At 66.5% G+C, this 21,184-nt stretch carries 21 protein-coding genes; 10 read left to right on the top strand and 11 right to left on the bottom strand.

Going from position 1 to position 21,184, the window contains the following annotated elements; all coding sequences use genetic code 11:
* Positions 1–43 precede the first annotated feature (43 nt).
* Complete coding sequence (locus ABQE93_RS02125) at positions 44–313, top strand: hypothetical protein (RefSeq protein ID WP_448405613.1); 270 nt, start codon at positions 44–46, stop codon at positions 311–313.
* 121 nt (positions 314–434) lie between these two features.
* Here ABQE93_RS02125 and ABQE93_RS02130 read toward each other — a convergent pair whose 3' ends face one another.
* Positions 435–1,670 (bottom strand): cytochrome P450, encoded by a 1,236-nt coding sequence (locus tag ABQE93_RS02130; RefSeq protein WP_448405614.1) that lies wholly within the window; start codon positions 1,668–1,670, stop codon positions 435–437.
* A gap of 98 nt (positions 1,671–1,768) precedes the next feature.
* On the opposite strand from ABQE93_RS02130, the gene ABQE93_RS02135 reads away from it, so the two are divergent.
* Positions 1,769–2,836 (top strand): dihydrodipicolinate synthase, encoded by a 1,068-nt coding sequence (locus ABQE93_RS02135; RefSeq protein WP_448405615.1) that lies wholly within the window; start codon positions 1,769–1,771, stop codon positions 2,834–2,836.
* A gap of 78 nt (positions 2,837–2,914) precedes the next feature.
* Here ABQE93_RS02135 and ABQE93_RS02140 read toward each other — a convergent pair whose 3' ends face one another.
* The gene (locus ABQE93_RS02140; protein WP_448405617.1) at positions 2,915–3,544 is read right to left on the bottom strand and encodes a nitroreductase family protein; all 630 of its coding nucleotides are present in this window, start codon (positions 3,542–3,544) and stop codon (positions 2,915–2,917) included.
* Positions 3,541–4,653: an NAD(P)H-dependent amine dehydrogenase family protein gene (locus ABQE93_RS02145; RefSeq protein ID WP_448405618.1), complete on the bottom strand. Its 1,113-nt coding sequence runs from the start codon at positions 4,651–4,653 to the stop codon at positions 3,541–3,543. The genes ABQE93_RS02140 and ABQE93_RS02145 overlap by 4 nt, the downstream gene beginning before the upstream one ends.
* Positions 4,654–4,749: 96 nt before the next feature.
* On the opposite strand from ABQE93_RS02145, the gene ABQE93_RS02150 reads away from it, so the two are divergent.
* On the top strand, positions 4,750–5,658 hold the full coding sequence (locus ABQE93_RS02150) for an enoyl-CoA hydratase (RefSeq protein ID WP_448405619.1): 909 nt from the start codon (positions 4,750–4,752) through the stop codon (positions 5,656–5,658).
* 126 nt (positions 5,659–5,784) lie between these two features.
* Here ABQE93_RS02150 and ABQE93_RS02155 read toward each other — a convergent pair whose 3' ends face one another.
* A complete protein-coding gene (locus ABQE93_RS02155; protein ID WP_448405620.1) occupies positions 5,785–6,801 on the bottom strand; it encodes an acyl-CoA dehydrogenase family protein in 1,017 nt (338 codons plus the stop codon).
* Between the two features lie 101 nt (positions 6,802–6,902).
* Between ABQE93_RS02155 and ABQE93_RS02160 the strand changes: the two genes are divergently transcribed.
* The gene (locus tag ABQE93_RS02160; protein ID WP_448405621.1) at positions 6,903–8,063 is read left to right on the top strand and encodes an acyl-CoA dehydrogenase family protein; all 1,161 of its coding nucleotides are present in this window, start codon (positions 6,903–6,905) and stop codon (positions 8,061–8,063) included.
* Here ABQE93_RS02160 and ABQE93_RS02165 read toward each other — a convergent pair.
* Positions 8,052–8,846 (bottom strand): TetR/AcrR family transcriptional regulator, encoded by a 795-nt coding sequence (locus ABQE93_RS02165; protein WP_448405622.1) that lies wholly within the window; start codon positions 8,844–8,846, stop codon positions 8,052–8,054. The two genes, ABQE93_RS02160 and ABQE93_RS02165, sit on opposite strands and share 12 nt — an antisense overlap.
* A gap of 147 nt (positions 8,847–8,993) precedes the next feature.
* On the opposite strand from ABQE93_RS02165, the gene ABQE93_RS02170 reads away from it, so the two are divergent.
* Positions 8,994–10,181 carry an amidohydrolase family protein gene (locus ABQE93_RS02170; protein ID WP_448405623.1) on the top strand — a complete coding sequence of 396 codons (1,188 nt, stop codon included), beginning with the start codon at positions 8,994–8,996 and terminating at the stop codon, positions 10,179–10,181.
* Positions 10,182–10,268: 87 nt separating this feature from the next.
* On the opposite strand, the gene ABQE93_RS02175 is transcribed toward ABQE93_RS02170, so the two are convergent.
* From ABQE93_RS02175 to ABQE93_RS02190, 4 genes are read right to left on the bottom strand one after another with little or no spacing between them, the layout of a single operon-like run.
* Positions 10,269–11,093 carry an enoyl-CoA hydratase/isomerase family protein gene (locus ABQE93_RS02175; protein WP_448405624.1) on the bottom strand — a complete coding sequence of 275 codons (825 nt, stop codon included), beginning with the start codon at positions 11,091–11,093 and terminating at the stop codon, positions 10,269–10,271.
* Position 11,094: 1 nt separating this feature from the next.
* The gene (locus tag ABQE93_RS02180; protein ID WP_448405625.1) at positions 11,095–12,165 is read right to left on the bottom strand and encodes a hydroxyacid dehydrogenase; all 1,071 of its coding nucleotides are present in this window, start codon (positions 12,163–12,165) and stop codon (positions 11,095–11,097) included.
* On the bottom strand, positions 12,162–13,277 hold the full coding sequence (locus ABQE93_RS02185; RefSeq protein WP_448405626.1) for a TauD/TfdA family dioxygenase: 1,116 nt from the start codon (positions 13,275–13,277) through the stop codon (positions 12,162–12,164). Before ABQE93_RS02185 ends, ABQE93_RS02180 begins: the two co-directional genes overlap by 4 nt.
* A gap of 16 nt (positions 13,278–13,293) precedes the next feature.
* On the bottom strand, positions 13,294–14,115 hold the full coding sequence (locus tag ABQE93_RS02190; protein WP_448406490.1) for an HpcH/HpaI aldolase family protein: 822 nt from the start codon (positions 14,113–14,115) through the stop codon (positions 13,294–13,296).
* Between the two features lie 40 nt (positions 14,116–14,155).
* Here ABQE93_RS02190 and ABQE93_RS02195 point away from each other — a divergent pair, with 40 nt between their 5' ends.
* Both ABQE93_RS02195 and ABQE93_RS02200 read left to right on the top strand, forming a co-directional pair.
* Positions 14,156–15,301 carry an acetyl-CoA acetyltransferase gene (locus ABQE93_RS02195; protein WP_448405627.1) on the top strand — a complete coding sequence of 382 codons (1,146 nt, stop codon included), beginning with the start codon at positions 14,156–14,158 and terminating at the stop codon, positions 15,299–15,301.
* A complete protein-coding gene (locus tag ABQE93_RS02200) occupies positions 15,301–15,693 on the top strand; it encodes a Zn-ribbon domain-containing OB-fold protein (protein WP_448405628.1) in 393 nt (130 codons plus the stop codon). The genes ABQE93_RS02195 and ABQE93_RS02200 overlap by 1 nt, the downstream gene beginning before the upstream one ends.
* A 22-nt stretch (positions 15,694–15,715) precedes the next feature.
* Here ABQE93_RS02200 and ABQE93_RS02205 read toward each other — a convergent pair whose 3' ends face one another.
* Positions 15,716–17,275, bottom strand: a complete 1,560-nt coding sequence (locus ABQE93_RS02205; RefSeq protein ID WP_448405629.1) for a class I adenylate-forming enzyme family protein — start codon at positions 17,273–17,275, stop codon at positions 15,716–15,718.
* Between the two features lie 56 nt (positions 17,276–17,331).
* On the opposite strand from ABQE93_RS02205, the gene ABQE93_RS02210 reads away from it, so the two are divergent.
* Positions 17,332–18,198, top strand: coding sequence for an SDR family oxidoreductase (locus ABQE93_RS02210; RefSeq protein WP_448405630.1), 867 nt, complete (start codon positions 17,332–17,334; stop codon positions 18,196–18,198).
* Between the two features lie 3 nt (positions 18,199–18,201).
* On the opposite strand, the gene ABQE93_RS02215 is transcribed toward ABQE93_RS02210, so the two are convergent.
* On the bottom strand, positions 18,202–19,020 hold the full coding sequence (locus tag ABQE93_RS02215) for an enoyl-CoA hydratase/isomerase family protein (RefSeq protein WP_448405631.1): 819 nt from the start codon (positions 19,018–19,020) through the stop codon (positions 18,202–18,204).
* A gap of 89 nt (positions 19,021–19,109) precedes the next feature.
* On the opposite strand from ABQE93_RS02215, the gene ABQE93_RS02220 reads away from it, so the two are divergent.
* Both ABQE93_RS02220 and ABQE93_RS02225 read left to right on the top strand, forming a co-directional pair.
* Positions 19,110–20,369 (top strand): hypothetical protein, encoded by a 1,260-nt coding sequence (locus ABQE93_RS02220; RefSeq protein ID WP_448405632.1) that lies wholly within the window; start codon positions 19,110–19,112, stop codon positions 20,367–20,369.
* Between the two features lie 8 nt (positions 20,370–20,377).
* A complete protein-coding gene (locus ABQE93_RS02225) occupies positions 20,378–21,184 on the top strand; it encodes an enoyl-CoA hydratase/isomerase family protein (RefSeq protein ID WP_448405633.1) in 807 nt (268 codons plus the stop codon).

Here is a 21,184-nt window from a genome sequence, read left to right on the forward strand (position 1 = left end):
GGCCCAGCCCAGCGCGTTTTCGGCGAGGATGCTGCAGATATCTGTGCTGCGAGTGATTCAGTGGGCCGCCGGTGGAGTCGGAACCGAGATGGTCACCACGATCCTGGACCATCGGCCCGATCTCCAGCCGGTCGGTGCCCGGGTGTATTCCGATGCCGAGGACGGCGTCGACGTTGGCACCCTGGTGGGCCGGCAGCCGATCGGCGTCACGGTCGCCACCGACGGCGAGCCGCCCATCGAGCTCGAGACCCCGTGGACGGTCGGCGGCGACTATTCGCAGCACTGCCAAAGCCCAGGGACGGTTGGACGCTGACCATCGATGGTGATCCGTCGATGCAGACCCACTTCTTCTGTCTGGCCAGCTTCAGCCAGCAGGACTCGATCGCCGAACATGTGCGGTCCCCGCAAGTTTTGGCAACTAGGCCGCGACCGCTTCAGTCCCACACCACGTCGAGGCGCGGCGGTGAACGGAACATCATTCCGGTGATGAAGGGCGCCGGCGCGTCGGGGTCCAGCCGCAGGCCCGGGAGTTCGTCGAACAAGGCGTTGAAGATCTTGGTGGTTTCCAGACGGGCCAGATGCATGCCGAGGCAGACGTGCGCACCGTGCGCAAAGCCGATGTGGGCCTTGCGTTCCCGGTGGATGTCGAAATCCTCGGCGTCATCCCAGCGGGTTTCGTCGTGGTTGGCGCTGCCGAGGCTGAGCATCATAGTCGCCCCTTTCGGTAGCGCCACCCCGGCCAGCTCGGTGTCACAGGTCACCTCGCGCATGAAGTTGAGCAGCGGGGTCTCCCAACGGATTCCCTCTTCGATAGCTTGCGGGAGCAGGGTGCGGTCCGCCCGCACCGCGTCGAGCTGATCAGGGTGGGTGAGCAACCCGTATGCCAGACTCGCCGTCGAGCGCGAGGTGGTCTCCGCGCCCGCGGGCAGCAGGTTGCGCATGAAACCGTAGATCTGTTCATCGGACATCTTGATGCCGTTGACTTCGGCTGCCGCGAGGATCGACACCATGTCGTCCTTGGGCGACCTACGCTTGTCGGCGAGGATCTCGACGAAGTAATCCTTCATCTGCGCGGATGCGCGCATCGCGCAGTCCATGTCGGCGCGAAAGCCCAGCAGGTCGATGGCGAGTCGGTGGAACTGCGGAACGTCGGAATCAGGCAGGCCCAGCAGCGCAGCGATCACCCGCACCGGAATCGGCATGAACACCGCGTCGACCAGGTCAGCGCGATTGGCGTCTTTGATTTTCGCGATGGTGTGGTTCACCAGCGGGCCAACGAGTTCGGTGTCCCACCGTTTCATCGACGACCGCGCGAACGCGAATTCATGGAGCTTGCGGTACACCGCGTGATCGGGGTCCTGCATTTCGAGGATGGTCGGTCCCTGCAGCGGTCGCACGACGTCCTCGTAGCAGCGCGTGCTGAACGTGATGTGGTCGGTGAAGATCGCCTTGATGGTGTCGAACGTGTACGCGGTGAAGGTCGGTGGCCCGTCGCCGGAGTTACCGACCATACCCATCTCCGGCCACCCGGCATGGACGGGGCTCTGGGCGCGCAATTCCTTGAGCAACGGATACGGCGACGCGTCGCCGTCGGCGCCCATGCCGGCATTGAACTTCTCCTGCGCGTCTCGGATGCGCTGCTCGAGGTCTTCGGTCGCCGGCTCCACCACGCGTCTCAACATACACCCTGTCGGTTGCGGTTTGAATAGGGTAGGTTGATCGGCCGTGGGTGGATCGGGCTCACCAAACCGCAACCAGGAGCGTTCGATTGGCTATCCGGGTCGTTCAGTGGGCCACCGGCGCAGTCGGGCGGGCCGCGCTCGCCGAACTGATCGAGAACCCAGATTTCCAACTGGTCGGGTTGCTGGTCTACGACCCGGGCAAGGCTGGGATGGATGCCGGCGCCCTGTGCGGCCTGCCCACCACCGGCGTCGTCGCGACGACGGACAAGGACGCGATCGTTGAACTCGGCTCCGACGTGGTTGTCCATGCGGCCAGCAAGGCCCATGCGGTCGAGACGAATGCCGAGGATATCTGCCGCCTGCTGGCCGCCGGGTCCAACGTGATCACCACGACCTCCTACAACCACCTACGCACCTACGGCGCCGATGTCGAGGCCGCGTTCGCTGCCGCGTGCGCGGCGGGCAAGTCCCGGTTTCACGCGGCAGGCGAGAACCCCGGGTTCATGTTCGAACGCCTTGTCACGACGGTCACCGGGTTGAGCAAGAACATCGACCGCATCGACCTCTACGAGGCCGTCGACGTGTCGAGCATCGACAGCCGGCCGATGCTCGTCGACCTGATGGGGATGGGCCGTCAACCACAGGACGTGGGCGCCGACTCGCCGATCATCGCCAAGCTCGACATGGCCTACCGGCAGGCGCTCAACGCCACCGCCGACGTCCTCGGCATCGCGCTGTCAGAGATCACGGTCAGCGTGGAGTGCACCACCGTCGACCATCCCATCGAAATCGCAGTCGGCACGGTCGATGCGGGGTTGGTTGTGGGCCAACGCTTCTCGTGGACCGGCTGGTGGGATGGCCGCGGGCTGCTGGCCATCCACGAAGAGTGGGTGTTGACCCGCGACCTGCCGCAATGGGGTCTTCGGCCGCTGGCCGACGGCGAGAAGGCACCGCTCATCCGGGCCGTCATCAAGGGCGTGCCGAGTTTCGAGTTGCAACTCGATGTCGGATGGGATGACGTACCGCCCGGGTTCGAGGACGCCAACCCCGGACACCTGATGATCGGGATGAGCGCGGTGCGGGCGATCCCTTACGTGCTGGCCGCGCCGCCGGGAATCGTCACCGCGCCCGTGTTCGGCGCGATCCAGCTGTAGCAGCGCCTGACCTCTCGCGAAACGTACACCAGGGCCGCGGATCGGCCGAAATCGCGACGCTGGTGTACATTTCGCGAACTAGGAGGCGCGCCACGGATTGGTCCAGGAGTCGATCGTCGCGACCTCCGCGAGGGGTTTGCGCCGGACCGGATGGTGACCACCGACCGGCCAGCCAGCGGTGATCAGGGTGGCGATCCGCCAGTGCGGCGGGATACCGATGAGTTCGCGCAACTCGCTGTCGCATGCGTCCTGCCACAACGTGATCGCCGCGCCGAGGCCCTGGGCGCGCGCGGCCAGCAGGAAGTTCTGCACGGCGGGGAAGATCGACCCGCCCTGCTGCAGATCACTGGCCCCCGGCTGCGGCTCCACACAGAACAGCACGCATACCGGGGCGTCGCCGCCGACCCGCATGTGTTCGCGCATCGCGCGCAGCACCCGCGACTTGGGATCCGTCGCATCCTCCGACGGTGCGTCGAACCCGTAGAACTCGGCCATCACCTCCCACGTCCGCTGTGCGGCTCCGGAGATCACCGCGCGCGCTTCAGCCGTACGCACGATGACGAACCGCCACGGCTGTTGGTTTCCGCCCGACGGCGCCCAGGTGGCAGCCTGCAGACACCGCTCGATGACCGCGTCGTCGACAGGTTCGCTGCGGTAGCGCCGGACCGCAGACGCGGTGCGCATAACCGTCCACAGATCGTCGATCATCGCGAGTACGTCGGTGGCAGCGTGCCGGTCCAGGAGCCACCGCGCACCGGACCGGTGACCAGCGGCAGGTCCAGCGTCGACAGCAGACCCGGTGGCGCCGCGATGACGGCGGGAATCGCGTTCAGTTCACGCATCACCGTGGCGTACGTCAGCCCCCGCATATTGTTTCCGCGGCCGTGCATTTCGACGTCGACGGTGTAGGTGGGCAGACCGTCGACGATCACCCGGTAACCGCCGTGCGGTGACGGGTGCCGTGGCCAGTCCGGCGCGGAGGACTCGCCCATGCGGGTGATGTGCTCGAGCACGACGCGTTCCTCACCGTCGACGACGCCCGCCAGCTTGAACCGCATGCCGCCCATGGTGCCCGGTTCGATCCATCCCGAAGCGACCTCGTATCGCTCGGTCGCCAGCCACTTCTCGATCGTCGTGTCCACCTCGTCCAGCGGAAGGCCGACGCCATCGGCGACCAGATGGACCGTCGGCGCCCACAACGCGGCCAGCCGGGCAGGGTCGAACAGCGGCGCAGGATGATCGGGGGGATGACCGAAACCCATGAAGTCGAACATGATCTCGGGCTGGTTGATCGGAGCGTAGTCGAGGATCTCCAGCATCGTGATGGTGTCCACGCGGCTGCTGAATCCGGTCATCGTCAGCGCGATGACGTCGTTGGCCCAGCCCGGGTCGACGCCGCTGTTGAAGAAGGTGGTCTTGCCCTCCGTGCAGGCGGCCTCGATCAGTGCGACGGTTTCGGAGTCGGCGGCGGGCGGATAGCACAGCGGCACCAGCGACGTGGTGACCACATTCTTTCCGGCCCGTAGGCAGCGGGCGATGTCCTCGGCGGCCTCGCGATAGCGGTAGTCCCCGGAGGCGAAGTAGGCGACGACGTCGGCGTCGAGCGCCAGCGCGGCCTCGATGTCGCGGGTCGCGATCACGCCGGTAGCCGGCATACCGCACAACGCACCGGCATCCATACCGTCCTTGGCTTCGGCATGCACGACGACGCCCGCCAGCTCGAGCCCGGGGTGCGCGATCAGTGCACGCAGCGCACCCACCCCGACTTGACCGGGACCCCAGAGGATTACTCTCGGGTTACGTTGGCAGTCCGTCATCTACACCCTTTCCCCGGCCAGACCCGACTTGTGAGAACATACCTTCTCATTGAGGGATAAGGCCATTACCGCGTCGACAGCACCATGGAGGAGACCGTGACCGATTACAAGTTCTTGAAATGGGAGACGTTCGATGACGGTCAGATCGTGCGGATCTCGCTGAACCGTCCCGAGCAGCGCAATGCGCAGAACCGCGGAATGCTGGTCGAGCTCGACGATGCGTTCAGGCGCGCCGAGGCCGACGACGACGTCCGCGTCGTCATCTTGGCCGGCGAGGGTCCGATGTTCTCCTCCGGGCACGACATCGGCTCCAAACAGGCCCGCGCCGAGTTCATGCCGGGTCCGGATCAACACCCCACGGCGGTCATCGACGGCGGCACCCGCGAGGGTGCGGAGAAGATCATGCTGCAGGAGTGGCACTACTTCTTCCAGAACAACCTGCGCTGGCGCAACTTACGCAAGATCACGATCGCCCAGGTGCACGGTGACGTGTTCTCGGCGGGCCTGATGCTCATCTGGGCGTGCGATCTGATCGTCGGCAGTGAAGAGGTGCGGTTCGCCGACGTCGTCGGAACCCGGCTGGGCATGTGCGGCATGGAGTACTTCGGTCATCCGTGGGAGTTCGGGCCCCGCCGCACCAAGGAGTTGATGCTCACCGGCGACGCGATCGACATCGAGGAGGCCTACCGCCTCGGGATGGTCAGCAAGATCTTCAAACGCGACGAACTCGCTGAGCGCACCCTGGAATTGGCGCGACGCATCGCGGAGGTCCCGACGATGGCTGCGCTGCTCATCAAGGAATCGGTGAACCAGTCCGTCGACAACATGGGCTTCTACAACGCGTTGCAGTCCTGCTTCACCCTGCACCAACTCAACCATGCGCACTGGGTCGGCGTGCGCGACGACAAACGCGCCACCGCGGGCGAGGAGCAAGGGGTGCCGAACTGGCGCACCGCACCGCCGATTGTGTTGTCGGCGAAGGATCAGGTCCGCGCCGACTCGTGACCGCCCTCCTGCCGAACGTGGGTTACCGTCACGCATTGGGCGCGTGAGACGTGCATCAATCCCACATTCGCCGCAGGCGAGCCAGTTCAGCCGGAGGCTGGCCAGTTCAGCCGGAGGCGGGCTAGTTCAGCCGGCGACGGCTCCGTAGCGGGCATCCGCGACGCGGTCGAGCGCGACCGCCGGTTCGCCGTACACCATGGCCCAGCCGCGGACACGCCGGTAGTAGAGCTGGATGTCGCCTTCCATCCCGAAGCCGTAGCCGCCGTGGACGTGCAGGCTGCGTTGGGTGGCATCGCGGGCGGTCTCGTGGGCGAACGCGAACGCCATCGCGGCGAGCTCGGTGACGCGCTGTGGTTCGTCGGCGAATGCGCATGCCGCTTCGAGCATCAGAAGGCGCGCGCCGTCGGCGGCAGTGGCGCTGTCGGCCAGCGGATGTGAGACGGCCTGGAAGGCGCCGATCGGCGTGCCGAACGCGTGCCGCTGTTTGGCGTACTCGACGCCGATCTCGACGGCCCTCGCGGCGGCGCCCGTGAGGGCCGCGGCGGTCAGACAGAGCCACAGGTCGACGCCGTGCGAGAACAACCGGCGGGCCCCTTCGCCGTCGGCCAGCACCGTGACGTCGTCGCCGATCGCGATGTCCGCCAGCGGCAACGACCCCAGGTTCTGCACGCGGGTCGGGGCTTCGATGGGCACCGCGACGAGGCGCCCGTCGACCAATGCCACGACCGCACCCGCCACGGCGCCTGCGGGCACAAGCTCCAGCGTCGCGCCGGCGCACGACCGCGGCGCGAAACTGACCAGCTTCTCGCCGGCCAGCGCCGAAGCCAGCAGCGCGGCACCGGTGTGCCCGCACGCGGCCAGCAGGCGTGCCGCCACCTGCGCTTCGATCAGCGGAGCGGAGCCGACCGCGCGTCCGTGCTGTTCGGAGCACAGTGCCAGGTCCAGCACCGAAGCGCCCCAACCGCCGTCCGCCTGGTCCACGGCCATGTCCAGGGCGCCGGTGTCGTGCAACGCCTGCCACAGCTTGGGGTCGAAGCCCAGGGGCTCCGCGGCGCGCACCCGCTCGGATGTCGACTCACGTCCGTACATCGCCGCGAAGGAGTCGACGAGTTGTCGCTGTTCACAGGACAGCCTCAGGTCCACGCGACGTCCCCTTCACCAGCGAATATGGATACTCTCAGTTTTGAGAGTAACATTATCGGCTACCTCGGCCCCTGGCATCACCGACAGATTGGTTCCCGCTCATGCACTTTCAGCCCGACAGCGCGACCGAGGCGTTTCGGGAAGAGGTACGCGCGTATCTCGACGATGTGCTGACGCCGGAGTTCGAGGAGCGGATCTACCGCAGCGGCGTCGCCCACGACGACGACTTCGCCAGGGGCTTGGTCGACAACGGCTTCTTCGCGCCGAGTTGGCCCGTCGAACTCGGTGGACAAGACCGTAACGCCTGGGATGAGCAGGCGCTCAACGAAGAACTGATGCGCACCGATGCGCCCGTGTACCTGTCGGAGACCACGCGCATGGTCGCAACGATCATCCGCGAGATCGGCACGCCTGCGATGAAGGAGCGCATCCTGGGTGGTGCGTTGCGGGGTGACGTCACGATCGCGCTCGGCTTCACCGAACCCGAGTGTGGCTCGGATGTCGCCGCGGCGACCACCAGGGCGGTGCGTGAAGGTGACGCGTGGGTCATCAACGGCTCCAAGATGTTCACGACAAACGGCCACATCGCCGACTACGTCTTCCTGCTGGCCCGCACCAGCCCGGAGAAGCCGAAGCACAAGGGCCTCACCATGTTTCTCGTTCCGCTTGACTCCGAGGGCGTCGAAGCCCAGGCGGTCTGGACGCTGTCGGGTGAGCGCACGAACATCACCTTCTACAGCGATGTGCGCATCGGCGACGAGTGGCGGATCGGCGATGTTGATGCCGGCTGGCAGGTGCTGGGGCTGTCGCTGCAGGATGAGCATGCGTCCGGATGGGGACCACATATCGCGCGTCTGCTACACCACGCCGAGGCGTGGGCATCGGCCAAGTCGGCACCCGACGGAGCTCCTCCGCTCGCGAAACCCGATGTGCGGCGGCGCATCGCGCGGGTCGCGATGGAGCTCGAAGTGGCGATGCTGCTGCAGCGAAGATGTGTGTGGATGGCCGAGAACGGTCAATCCCCGGTCGCCGAGGGCCCGATGTCGAAGCTCTACTCCACCGAGGCCCTGGTGCGCGCGAGCCAGGACATCGTGGAGCTGGTCGGACCCGATGCGATGCGGTCCTATCTCGAACCGACCGCGCCCGAACAGGGCCGGTTCGAGCACCTGATGCGGTTCTCGCTGGGGACGACGATCTACGCCGGCACCAGCGAGGTGCAACGCAGCATCATCGCCCAACGCGGGCTGGGCCTACCCCGTTAGATCTTTGGGCTTGCGGGTGCTGCGCCGCCGCGTCGTGGACTTGGCGGTGACGGCCTTCTTGGGGCTGCTCGCGGGCGGCGTCAGCGCTTGCAGGCACCAGGCCCACAGCTGGTCCTCGGTGAGTTCGGTGCCCTTACCGCCCATATGAAAAACCCCGATCTGGGCGAGCGCGATCAGCGTCGAGTTCAGCAGGGTCGTCAACTGTGCCGGGGTCATATCCTTGCGCACCAGCCCGGCGCGCGAGCAGGCCGTGAGGATCTTGGTGAGCAGCTTCTGGTGTGGCTCCCAGATCTTGGCGAAATCGGCGGGCCGCTCGATCTCCAGACTCAGGTTGTAAATCGTCATCACCCGCCCGCCGATGGCTTCGGACGACTCGGCCCGCGAGAGAAAGCCCCGGCAGAACGCCTCGAGCTGTGCCATCGGGCCGTCGGCGGCCGCCACCTCGTGGCGGATCGCTTCGATGAACTGGCTGGTGGCGTTCTCGTAGAGCGCCAACAACAGCTCTTCCTTGCCCGCGAAATGCTGGTAGAACGCTCGCAGGCTCAAGTTCGACCGGTCGATGAGCGTCTGGATCGTGAAATCAGCGCGACCGGATTCCTCGACGAGTTCCAGCGCCGTGGCCAAGAAGCGCGAGCTACGGGCCAGCGCACGCGCGCGTGCCTGGCTGAGTCGCCGCTCGATGGTGCGTTCCTGCCAACTGCTGGGTGCTTCAGCGTCCGTCTCGATGTCGACGAGTTCAAGATCGACGTCCGAGGCGCGGGCAGCGCGTTTCTTGGTAGTCATGATGCCTTGAGAATACGCGTTCCCTGCACGATTCACGTCAGCTGCCTCGCCCCATCACCCGTGCGGTACTCTGGAAACGATGATTCTCGATTGTGGGAACATGCGTTTCGCACGTGCGTTGCCGGCCGTCGCCGAAGGAGTACAGCGTTGACCGCAGATATCCTGATCGTCTCGCCCGATGACCACCTCGTGGAGCCGGCCGATCTGTGGACCAGCCGGCTACCCGAGCGCTACCGCGACATCGGGCCGCGGATCATCCGCAAGCGGGGGCGCATGGACCCCACCGTCACTTCCGACGTCGTGTTCGTCGAGGACGAGGACGGTCGCGACGCCGACATCTGGCACTACGAGGACGCGGTCATCCCGATCCCGCTCATCAGCGCGGCTGCGGGTTATGAACTCGACGAGCTCAGCACCGACCCGATCACCTTCGACGACATGCGGCCCGGCTGTTACCGCCCGGCGGACCGCCTCGCCGACATGGACATCGCCGGTATCGAGGCCTCGGCGTGCTTCCCCAATACCCTTGTCCGCTTCTGCGGTCAGCGCTTCCTCTACGCCAAGGACAAGGACCTCGCGTTGCTCTGCGTGCAGGCCTACAACGACTTCCAGATCGACGAATGGGGCGGCAGTTCGAACGGCCGACTGATTCCGCTCGGCATCATCCCCCTATGGGACGTCGACCTCGCGACCAAGGAGGTCGAACGGGTCGCCGCCAAAGGCATGCCCGCCGTGTGCTTTTCGGAGCTGCCCGCACGGTTGGACCTGCCCTCGATCCACAGCGGCTACTGGGACCCGTTCTTCGCCGCGTGTGAGCACAACGACGTCGGGATCATGCTGCACATCGGGTCGAGTTCGTCGCTGACGAAGTCCTCTCCGGATGCGCCCCACGTGGTCACCAGCGCGTTGATGGCGGTCAACTGCACGATCGCGCTCGTCGACTGGTTGTTCTCGGCAAAGCTCAAACAGTTCCCCAACCTCAAGATCGCCTTCGCCGAGGCGCAGGCCGGTTGGATCCCCTACTACCTGCAACGCGTCGACGAGGTCTGGGAGGACCGGCGGGCGTGGGGCGGCATCCACCCGCTGCTGACCGAACCGCCCAGCACCCAGGTGCCCGGGCGGGTGTGGTTTTCCACCTTCGGCGACCCGGTCGCGTTCCGCATCCTCGATCTCGTCGGCCCCGATCAGCTCATGTTCGAGACCGACTACCCGCACAACGACACCAACTGGCCGCACAGCACGGAAGTCGCCAACAAGGCGACCGAGGGCCTGGATGAGGCGACGAAGCGAAAGGTGTTGTCCACCAACGCCAAGACGTTCTTCGGGATGGTGTAGGGCCCCCCATTTTCCTCCCGCGAGCAGACGCGAAAAGCCCCTAAAGCCCGCGGAATTGGGGGCTTCTGCGTCTGCTCGCGCGGGCTGTCAGAGGGCTTTCCACTCCGGTTTGCGCTTCTCGAGGAACGCGCGCGGTCCTTCGATGGCGTCCTTGGTCAGGGCCACCTTCATCCGGTAGTTCTCGGCGAGCAGTTCAGCCTCATAGATCGGAAGCGTCAGCCCCTTGCGCACCGCCATACGCGAACCCCGGACCGCGAGTGGCGCATTCGAATTGACGATTTCGGCGATCTCCCACGCCCGGTCCATGAGGCTGTCGTGGGGCACTACTTCGGTGAAGACGCCGAGGTCGTATGCGCGCTGCGCGTCGAGTTGTTCGTGCCTGCCCATCAGGATCAGCCGCATGGCCACGGGCAACGGCAGGATCCGGGCCAACCTGACCCCTTCCCGCCCGGAGGCGACCCCGATGCTGACATGCGGGTCCATCAACGTCGCGCGCTCGGAGGCGATCGTGATATCGGCGGTCGTGACGAGGTCCATGCCCGCCCCGCAGGCGATGCCGTTGACCGCACAGATGATCGGCTTGGTCATCTGCAGCCACGGCGGCGTCGCTTCCTGCGGTGCGTCCCACTGCCGCATCGAGCTCAGGACCGGTTCGCCCTGGTTGTCGATTCCGGGTGCGTTCTCCATATCGTGATCTGCGGCCTTGTTGACGTCCGCCCCGACACACAGCGCGCGCCCGGCACCCGTCACGATGACAGTCCAGATATCTTGCGAGCGTTCAATTTCGGTATACACCTCGGCGAGCTCGGCGATCATCTCGTCGTTGATCGCGTTGAGCACGTCGGGCCGATTCAGGGTCACACACGCGGTGTGACCGGAGACCTCGAACGTGATGGTGTCGTAATCTGTCATCTCACTCCACAGCTGCGGTGTCGCGGGCGATCGGATGCACGCCCAAGATCTCATGGAAACGATCGCAATAGTGCGGCCACACTTCCGGGTTGAGCAGCCGCGGCGGCATCTGCCCGCCAAAGATCACCTGCCACTGCGTGGCGGTCGCGACCGCGATATCGCGAACCGCCTCGACGGTGATGCCTGCGATGTGCGGAGTGGCGACCACGTTGTCGAGCCGCAACAGCACGTTGTCCTGCCTCGGTGGCTCGTCGTGGAACACGTCGAGGCCCGCCCCGGCGATGGTTCCGCTGACCAGGGCGTCGTGCAGGGCGGCTTCGTCGTGCACCGGACCGCGTGCGGTGGTGATGAAGTACGCCGACGGCTTCATCGCGGCGAACTGCTTGACGCCGAACAACCCTCGTGTTTCCGCGGTCAACGGGCAGGTGACCTGCACGAAGTCCGAACGTTCGACCAGTTCGTCCAGTCCGACCAACGCCACGCCCCTGGCGCGGGCGGTCACTTCGTCGACGTAGGGATCGAAGACCAGAACCTCCATCTTCAACGGTGCGCACAACTGAACGAGCCGGCCACCGATGGCACCAAGGCCGATCACGCCGAGGGTCTTGCCGAACAGCTGCGTGCCCCGCAGCGCCAACCGATCACCGAGCGCAGCGCTGCGCAGCGCCCGGTCGGCCGCGGTGATCTTCTTGGCCAGGTCGAGCATCATGCCCAGCGCGTGTTCGGCCACCGCCTCGGCGCCGGGACCGGAGTTGTTGCACACCGCGACACCCGCGCGGGTACATGCCTCGACGTCGATCACGTCGTAGCCGGCGCCCGCCGAGCACACGGCAAGGAGCTGGCGACAACGGTTCACCAGCGCCTTCCCGGCCAGCCACTGCGCACCGTCGGAGGCAGTAGCGACGTCGGTGCGGGTGGCGACCTGGTATCCGTGTGCGGTTTCCAGTGCCGCCCAACTTTGTTCGGGCGCACTGAGATCGAGTTTCACGACGTCGATGTCGCTTTGGGCAAGAATGTCTCCGGCGGCCGGATCGGTCCATCTCTCGTAGACCAGTCGCGGGCGAAGTTTCATCGCTGGATCTTGGGTTTCGCTTGCGCCGCCCTGAACATTTCGGCCAACTCGGCGTCGACGTTCTTGTAGTCGTTGCGTGCGATCGCCCCGTCGCGCCCCGCGACGGGGTCATAGCCCAACCGGAGGTCCTTGTTCTCCATGTGGAAGTACTCGCGCCCGACGGGCAGGCGGCGGTCCTCGCGCGGCACCTCCATCCACGCCCGCAGAAAGCAGCGGGCCTTCTTCGGATCGGTGCTGCTGACGAAGTCCGAGCGGGAGTGGCACATCGCGAAGTTGTTGGCGACCGCGGCCTCACCGGACTCCAGGCGGAACTCGACCTGCTGTTCGACGAGGATCGTGCGCAACAGCTCAATGGCCTCGTTCTGTTCGGGGGTGAACTCCCGGCCCAGTGCGTGCATGGCGGGCAGGATGCTGCTGTAGGTGAAGTTGATGCAGATGCGCCCGTCGATCTGGGAGAAGACCGGCACGTCGTAGGGGGTGACGTCCGGTTGGTCGTCGGGTTGTTCGCTACGACGGTGGTGCGGGAAGCCCTGGTAGAGCACCGGCAGTAGGTCGGGTCGCTCCAGCAGGATCCGGTTGTGCGCGGCGGGTCCGCTGGCGAACTGGCTCTCGCCACCTTGTGCAGCCGGATACACACACAGCAGCGACAGGATGTCTGCGGCGTCGTTGTGCATGGCCAGTTCGGCGCGTGACTTCGTGCCGCGGGCCGGTTGTACCCCGTTGGGCAGCACCTCCTCCTGGACCCGCACCATGCGATGGCCGAAGGAGTTGTTGGACACGAGGTAGCCCAGGTGTGTGCAGAACGCCCAGTAGATGCGTTCGAGGTCCTCGATGGAGTGCTGCTCGACGGGAAACCCGCGCACGCATGCCAGGCCCTTGCCGAACATCAGATCGCGGTAGAGCCGGGCCAGATCGTCGTCGAGATCGGGATGCCGGGCGTCCTGCGGGGTGATGTCGTCGCGGTCCTTGTGCGCGGTCTTGGCCAGAATGGACTCCAGCGCGGCCACGTTGCGCGACGACAAGTCGAAGGCGAAATCTTCCTTGCTTTTGAAGTCGGCGCCGGTCCACGCCATCGGGTCGGTGACTTGCTCGGTGTAGATCGCGGTGGGCATCGGACCTCCTGTGTCGTTACCGGACCTGCCCATCCAGCTCACGCAGAGCGTGTGCGCGGGCAGTGGCGGCCTCGGTCATCATCCCGACGTCGGTTCCCGCCGAAACGAATCGCAACCCCAGCCCTGCAAAGCGTCTCAGCAGGTCAAGGGATTTGATCCCAGCCACTCCCAGCGCCACACCGTGCGCACGACAGGCCGCTGCGACCGAGTCTACTGCACGGTGGAAATGCTCATTCTCATATTGGCCGTGGATGCCCATCTCGGCGGTGAGATCGCTGGGCCCTAGAAGCAACATGTCTACCCCGTCGACCGCGGCGATCCGGTCGCACGACGCGACCGCATCGGGTGTCTCGATCATCACCGCCACCACCGTGCGACGTTCGAGCACATCGGTGAGTTCGGTTGCAGGCCGCGGATCGTATCCGCTCACCGCGTTCGGTCCCGAGATGGACCGGTGCCCGACCGGGGGGAACCGGGCGGCATCCACTACCGCCTGCGCCTGTTCCGGTGAGTTCACATGGGGCACAATCACTCCGACCGCCCCGCCGTCGAGGACACGGGCGATGGTGCTGGGTTGGTGCGACGGCACCCGTACCAGCGCGGAGATGCCGGCACCCACGGCGGTCACACAGAGCATTTCGGCAGTCTCGAGCGAGCACGACGTGTGCTCCATGTCGACGTAGACGGCGTCGTAGCCACAGGCCGCCGCAACGGCGGGGACGTCGGGCGTGCGGGCGTTCAACAGCGCCAGGCACAAGACCAGACGATCACCCCGCAGGGCGTCTCGCAGCGGTTCCGGCACGCACTCACGGTAGCCGACTGAGAACGCGGATTCCATCATGTCGTAAACGCCGTTATCGGTGTGGTACCCATTACCTATGCCCCAGAACCGGGTCGCGGTGGTCGGCGCCGCACTCTCCGATTGTGGACGGGTCCCTGACAAGACGGCGATGGCTCTGATGGGTCAAGCCGCCCGACGCGCCATCGACGACGCAGGCCTGACAAAGGACGACATCGACGGCTTCGGCGGACACGGGACGTTGCTACCCCCGATCGAGGTGAGCGAGTACCTGGGCCTACGCCCGGTGTGGGTCGATGCCACCAACGTCGGCGGATCGTCGTGGGAGGTGATGGCCGGCCACGCCGCGTCGGTGATCGCGGCGGGCGAGATCGACGTGGCCCTCCTCACCTACGGGTCCACCGCTCGCTCCGACGTCAAGCGCCGGACGCGGGCCCCGGCAGCGGCGCTGGGCACCGGCGGCGCCATGCAATACGAAGCGCCCTACGGCGCAACGCTGATCGCCAAGTACGCCATGGCCGCCAGGCGCCACATGATCGAGTACGGAACCACCACAGAGCAACTGGCCGAGGTCGCTGTCGCCGCGCACGAGTGGGCGGCCCTGAACGAGAACGCCTTTGACCGCGAGCGCATTACCGTCGCCGACGTCGCTTCGGCGCCGATGCTCGCCGACCCGTTCACCTCCAAGCACGTGTGCCTGCGCACCGACGGCGGCGGCGCGGTCGTGCTCGCCAGCGAGCGGGTGGCGAAGAACTGCGCCAAGGAACCGGTCTGGATCCTGGGCGCCGTCGACGCGGCATCACATGTCAGCATGAGCGAATGGTCCGACTTCACGACATCACCTGCGGCACAGTCGGGTCCGCGTGCCTTCGCGCAAGCCGGGGTGACGCCGGCCGACATCGACGTGTGTCAGCTCTACGACTCGTTCACCTCGACGGTGCTGCTCACCGTGGAGGATCTCGGGTTCTGCGCCAAGGGTGAGGGCGGGCCGTTCATCGGCTCCGGTGTGCTGCGTCCCGGCGGGGCGCTGCCGACGAACACCGACGGCGGCGGGCTGGCGTCGTGTCACCCGGGGATGCGCGGGATGTTCCTGATGGTCGAGGCGGTTCGGCAACTGCGGGGGGAATGCGGTGAGCGCCAGGTCGACGACGCCCGCCTGGCGTGTGTGCACGCGATGGGTGGTTTCTTCAGCCACAGCGCGACGATGATTCTCGGGAGGCAGTGATGGCGGCGCGACCCACCGTCGACAGCGACAGCGAGGCCTGGTGGGCGGCGGTTCAGGACCGCACCCTGATGCTCAACCGGTGCGGCTCGTGTTGCCGAAACTCCTTGTACGTCCGCCCGTTCTGTCCGCACTGCTGGAGCGAAGACGTGTCTCTGGTGCCCGCGAGCGGGCGGGCCCGCCTCTACACGTGGAGCGTGATTCACCAGAACGCCGCGCCTTTCGACGCGTGGCTGCCCTACATCGTCGCGATGGTCGACCTCGAGGAAGGTCCCCGGCTCATGACGATGATCACCGACTGCCCGGCCGAAGACCTGGGCGCTGGAATGACTCTCGTCGTCGACTTTCGTGTGGACGACGACGAGTTCGTCGTGCCGGTCTTTCGGCCCGGCTGACGCCGACCACCGCCGCGAGGTGTCACCGCAGGCGGTCGGCAAGTGCCCGCGGCCGACCCACCGACCGCGCCTCCAGCGTGTTGCGTGGCACCTTGCCGTTGGCGTTCAGCGGTAACGGCTCGTCCCAGAACACCAACTCCTCGGGCAGCTTGTACTTCGGCAGCCCCGCAGCGACCAACGCCTCGGCAACGTCGGCAACCGATAACTCGACCCGGTCGTCGAGCACCAACGCCACCGCAACTCGCTCACCCGTCGTCGCGTCGGCCACGGAATACGCGGCGCACTCGCGTACACCCGCGATCCCGCCCACCGCCTCCTCGACCTCCGCCGTGGGGATCTTCATGCCGTTGCGGATCACGATGTCCTTGAGCCGTCCGGTGACGCGCACTCGGTTCTCGCTGACCTCCGCGACGTCGCCGGTGCGAAACCAGTCCCCGTCGAACGCGTCGACGTCGTCATCGATGTCCGTGTAGCCGAGGAAGGTGTGTGGGCCCTTGATGCAGCACTCACTCGGATCACCCACCGAACCCACTCGAATCTCGACATCCTGCAGTGCCACACCGTCATCGGCGTGGCGCACCGCCCTGGACTCGGTTCGCAGCCCCGATGTGCTGACCGGCACCTCTGAGGAGCCGTATGCCCGCATGACGACGATGCCGAATTCGTCCTCGACCCGTTCGACGATGCGCCGGTCGAGCATCGTGCCGCCGAGGTACACCGCCCGCAGCGGCACCGCCTGATCCCGGGCGAGCGCCTCGTCGAGTAGCCGGTCGAGCAACCGGTCCGGGCCGCCGTACCACGTCGCCCCGGAGGTCAGCAGGAGATCGCAGGTGGCCGCCGGGTCCCAACGGTCCTCGAGTACCACCGGCGCGGTGAGCATCGGCCCGATGAACAGGGCCTGCAGCACACCGGTGACCGAGGCGAGCGGGCTGATGAGGAAGATGCGGTCGTCGACGCTGAGGCCCGCCGCCGCAATGTAGTTCGCCGACGCCTTGGCAAGCGTGCACAGGGAATGGATGACGCCCTTGGGGCGGGAGGTGGTGCCCGATGTGTACAGGACGACGGAGGCCTCGTCGGCCGGCCGCATCGGGCGAGCCCGCACCGGGGTACCCGACGTCTGGTTCAGGTCGATCCAGCGGCAGGCGTCGCCCAACGGCGGTTCGGCGGCGGGCGGCCAGTCGGAAGCGACCCCGTACTCGGCGCCGGTGCGCGCGACGATGTCGGCAACCTGCGCCGGCCCCGCGCTGCGCGGTACCAGCAGAACCACCGCGTCGATGCGGAGAACGGCGTGTACGGCGACGACCGACCCGGTGTCGTTGCCGGCCACGACCACTACCGGCGTTGCGGCGCCGACGCCGGCCGCCAGCAGTGCCTGTGATGCGCGATCGACCCGCTCGTCGAGGTCGGCGTAGGTCAGCTCGATGTCTCGGGTGACGAGCGCCGAGCTGGTCGGATTCCGCTCGGCTGCCAGACGTACGACGTCGAGTGGCCGGTCCGACCAGAAACCGGCGGCACGGTAGCCGGACCGCAGCGTCTCCGCTCGCCGCCGCGCGTGGCGCAGCAACCCGGTAGCCCCATCCATGGCGTCCCTTCGATGCAAATATCAATTCTCTACAACGTAAATGTAACCTCTCACCCATGCCGCAATTGACTTTCGAGGATCGGGTAGCCGTCGTCACGGGTGCGGGCGGCGGGCTCGGTCGCTGTCACGCACTCGAACTCGCCCGCCGTGGCGCCCGCGTCGTCGTCAATGACCTCGGCAGCGCCGTCGACGGCAGCGGTGCCTCGATCTCGGCCGCGCAGGCGGTGGTCGACGAAATCACCGCCGCCGGCGGGACCGCGATCGCCAACGGCGACTCCGTGGCGACCGAGGAAGGCGGTGCCGCGATCGTCACCGCCGCGATGGATGCCTTCGGCCGCCTCGACATTCTCGTCAACAACGCCGGCATCCTGCGCGACGCCGCATTCAAGAACATGACCGCCGAGCAGGTCGACGCGGTGATCTCGGTGCACCTGACCGGCGCGTTCAACGTCACCCGCGCCGCGTGGCCCATTATGCGCAAGCAGAATTACGGGCGGATCGTCCAAACCACCTCGGGGACGGGGCTGTTCGGCAACTTCGGGCAGACAAACTACGGCGCCGCGAAGATGGGCCTGGTCGGGATGATGCACGTCCTGGCGATCGAGGGTGCCCGCAACAACATCGCCGTCAACGCCATCGCGCCGATCGCACGCACCCGGATGACGGAGGACATCATGGGCGAGGCGGCCAAGACGATGGACCCCGAACTCGTCACGCCGGTGGTGGTCTACCTGTCGCACCGCGACTGTGACCGCACCGCGCACATTTATTCGGTCGGGGCGGGCAAGGTGTCGCGGGTGTTCATCGGTGTCACCGAAGGCATCGAGAACCGGGAACTCACAGCGGAATCGGTCGCCGCGGCCATCGATGAGATCGATGACAGCACAACGTTCATAATTCGCGGCGGCCCAGCACCGCGCTGACCGTCAGCGGCCCTGGAAATGCGGGGGACGACGCTCGCCGAACGATTTCAGCCCCTCCTGCAGATCGGCGGTGCGTGACACCAGCTCCTGCGCCCAGGCCTCCTGCTCGAAGGCGCGGTCGCGGCCGGATTCCGACGACACTGACAGCAGACGCTTGGTCAGCGCCAACGTGACGGTGGGCCCGGTGGCCAGCCGTCCGACCAGTTCCTCAGCGGCCGCGTCGGTCTCGTCCGGTGCCACCACGCGGTTGACCAGGCCGAGGCGCTCACAGGTGGCCGCGTCGACCGGTTCACCGAGCATCAGCAGTTCGGTGGCCTTACACAGCCCCACGATTCTGGTCAGCAGGTATGTCGCGCCCGCGTCCGGCAGTATGCCGCGGTGCACGAACGCCTGAACCAGCTTGGCCTCTGTGGACATCACCACCAGATCGCAGGCCAGCACCAAGCTGGCACCGGCGCCCGCGGCCGTGCCCTTGACCGCGCCGACGACCGGTTTGTCACAGTCCAGCACCGCGGCGACCAGTCGTTGATAACCCTTCTGCAGCATCCGGGCGATGTCACCGGGCCGCCTTTCGGGCGGCGGTTGCTCCGAATGCGGCCCCAGTCCGGCGCCCGAGCAGAAGTGTCGTTCGCCGGTGGCGCGCAACAACACCGCACGCGCCGAAGCATCCTCACCGGCGTCGAGGAACGCTTGCGTCAACGCGTCGCGAGCCAACGGCGACAACGTGTTTGCAGCATCCGGCCGGTCGATCGTGATCCGGCAGACACCGTCTGTTCCGGTGGCTACTCGGATCCCTGATTCTTCTTCGACCAACTCGGTCACCCCTGTGTTAACGACGTTTCCGTTTTTCGGGTATCTTAATTTCCGCCGGCGTCCGCGGGGCGATATGGGCCGAACTGAGGAGGCGATGCGTGACCCAGTCCTCGGCAGCGGGCCAGATCACCGATGAAGGTCTGGTGAGGTTGCGCGCCAGCATCGGCATCGCCGTTCCGCATCCCCAACCGCCGCATTACCGGCGCCCCAACGAGGACACGTTCCGGATCGTCGCGGAAAGCTACGGTGATGCCAACCCGCTGTGGTCGGATCCCGAGTATGCGACGAAGTCGGTGTGGGGTGAGCCGATCGCACCGCCTGCGCTGGTCGGCGGCGACACCCTGATCGGTGAGGATGAGGTCACCGAACTCTCCGCGCAAGACCGCGCCGCGACGAAGGGCGATCCGCTGCGCGGTGTGCACGCCTTCTATGGCGGGTCATCGCGAGAGTGGTGGGCACCGCTGCGCGCGAACCGTCGGATCTTCCGGCGCAACGCCGTTGTCGCCGCGCTGGACAAGAGCAGCGAGTTCGCCGCCCGCGCAGTGCATGAATGGTCGGCACAGGTGTTCCGCGACGACGAGGGCGTGATTCTCGGCGGTCAGTACCGGAACATGATCCGCACCGAGCGCAGCAAGGCCAGGGGCCGCAAGAAGTACGAGGCCGTCGAACTCAAAACGTGGACCGCCGAAGAGATCGCCGAGATCGACGCGCGCTACGCCCGCGAAGCCGCAAGGGGCGCCGAACCGCGGTGGTGGGAGGACGTGGCCGAAGGTGACGAGATTGGCCCGCTCACCAAGGGTCCGCTCACCGTCACCGACATGGTGTGCTGGCACGTGGGCATGGGCACCGGGATGTACGGTGTGCGGCCGCTGGGGTTGGCGTGGCGCAACCGGCAACGCATCCCCCGGTTCTACACGCCGAACGAGCACGGTGTCCCCGACGTCCAGCAGCGCGTGCACTGGGAACCGAACGCCGCCCAAAATGCGGGCAACCCAACGACGTTCGACTACGGCCGGATGCGCGAAACGTGGCTCATCCATCTGTGCACCGACTGGATGGGCGACGACGCCTGGCTGTGGAAACTGGGCTGCGAGTTCCGGCTGTTCAACTACGTCGGCGACCTGCACACCGTCACGGGTGTCATCACGCGGAAGTACCTCGCCGAGGGCGACCGACCGGCAGTCGACGTCGACCTCGCGGCAACCAACCACCGCGGCGAGGTCACCACGCCGGGCCACGCCACGATCCTGCTGCCCAGCAGGGAGCGTGGCCCCGTCCGGTTGCCCGATCCGCCGGGCGGGGCGACGAACCTGTCCGACCTGCTGTCGGCCGTCTCGGCCCGATTCGCCGAACAGTGAGTGCTGCCATGGCCTACGCGAGCGTTCCCGGGCTTCGGGCCGAATTGGACGGCCCGGCTCTGCGGCTGACCTTGGACCGCGTCGACAGACGCAATGCCGTCAACGACACCATGCTGGATGCGATGATCGGCCACCTCGTCGCCGCGGCCACCGACGAATCGGTGCGCGTCATCCGTATCGACGCTGAAGGTCCGGACTTCTGCGCGGGTTCGGATCTGGTCGCCAACAACGCCAAGTCCGAACGCAAACCCCGGGTGGGAAGCACGCAGCGCCGGTTGCCCAACAAGGCCAACCGGCTGATTCCGTTGTTGCTCGAAACCCAGGTGCCGATCGTCGCGGTGGTCCGTGGCTGGGCGATCGGCCTGGGGTTCCATATCGCCTTGGCGTCGGACTTCTGCATCGCGGCCGAGGAGGCCCGGTTCTGGGAGCCGTTCATGGCGCGCGGCTTCACACCTGACAGCGGCGCGGCCTGGCTGCTGCCGCGGCTGATCGGGATGGTGCACACCCGACGGCTGCTGATGCTCGGCGAGGAATTGTCCGGCACCACCGCCGCCGAGTGGGGCATCATCCACGGAGCTCGTTCCGAGCTTGACCTCGACTCCGCCGCAGCCGAACTCGTCGACCAGCTGGCCGGCGCGCCGACGGTGGCCTTGGGCCTCACCAAGTGGCTGCTGCAGAGCGGCAACGGGCTCGATCTCGACCGCCATCTTCAGAACGAGGCGATGGCGCTCGAACTGTCCAGCCGCAGCGAGGATTTCAAGGAAGGCCTGGCCGCCTTCCGGGATAAGCGCGACGCAGAGTTCAAAGGCCGTTGA

This window comes from Mycolicibacterium sp. XJ662, assembly GCF_053484035.1.

What these genes read in the sequence shown, in the direction of transcription:
- ABQE93_RS02140 (WP_448405617.1), bottom strand. Translation starts at nt 3,544, where the DNA reads ATGATCGACGATCTGTGGACGGTTATGCGCACCGCGTCTGCGGTCCGG.
- ABQE93_RS02145 (WP_448405618.1), bottom strand. Translation starts at nt 4,653, where the DNA reads ATGACGGACTGCCAACGTAACCCGAGAGTAATCCTCTGGGGTCCCGGT.
- ABQE93_RS02160 (WP_448405621.1), top strand. Translation starts at nt 6,903, where the DNA reads ATGCACTTTCAGCCCGACAGCGCGACCGAGGCGTTTCGGGAAGAGGTA.
- ABQE93_RS02165 (WP_448405622.1), bottom strand. Translation starts at nt 8,846, where the DNA reads ATGACTACCAAGAAACGCGCTGCCCGCGCCTCGGACGTCGATCTTGAA.
- ABQE93_RS02175 (WP_448405624.1), bottom strand. Translation starts at nt 11,093, where the DNA reads ATGACAGATTACGACACCATCACGTTCGAGGTCTCCGGTCACACCGCG.
- ABQE93_RS02180 (WP_448405625.1), bottom strand. Translation starts at nt 12,165, where the DNA reads ATGAAACTTCGCCCGCGACTGGTCTACGAGAGATGGACCGATCCGGCC.
- ABQE93_RS02185 (WP_448405626.1), bottom strand. Translation starts at nt 13,277, where the DNA reads ATGCCCACCGCGATCTACACCGAGCAAGTCACCGACCCGATGGCGTGG.
- ABQE93_RS02190 (WP_448406490.1), bottom strand. Translation starts at nt 14,115, where the DNA reads ATGGAATCCGCGTTCTCAGTCGGCTACCGTGAGTGCGTGCCGGAACCG.
- ABQE93_RS02195 (WP_448405627.1), top strand. Translation starts at nt 14,156, where the DNA reads ATGCCCCAGAACCGGGTCGCGGTGGTCGGCGCCGCACTCTCCGATTGT.
- ABQE93_RS02200 (WP_448405628.1), top strand. Translation starts at nt 15,301, where the DNA reads ATGGCGGCGCGACCCACCGTCGACAGCGACAGCGAGGCCTGGTGGGCG.
- ABQE93_RS02205 (WP_448405629.1), bottom strand. Translation starts at nt 17,275, where the DNA reads ATGGATGGGGCTACCGGGTTGCTGCGCCACGCGCGGCGGCGAGCGGAG.
- ABQE93_RS02210 (WP_448405630.1), top strand. Translation starts at nt 17,332, where the DNA reads ATGCCGCAATTGACTTTCGAGGATCGGGTAGCCGTCGTCACGGGTGCG.
- ABQE93_RS02225 (WP_448405633.1), top strand. Translation starts at nt 20,378, where the DNA reads ATGGCCTACGCGAGCGTTCCCGGGCTTCGGGCCGAATTGGACGGCCCG.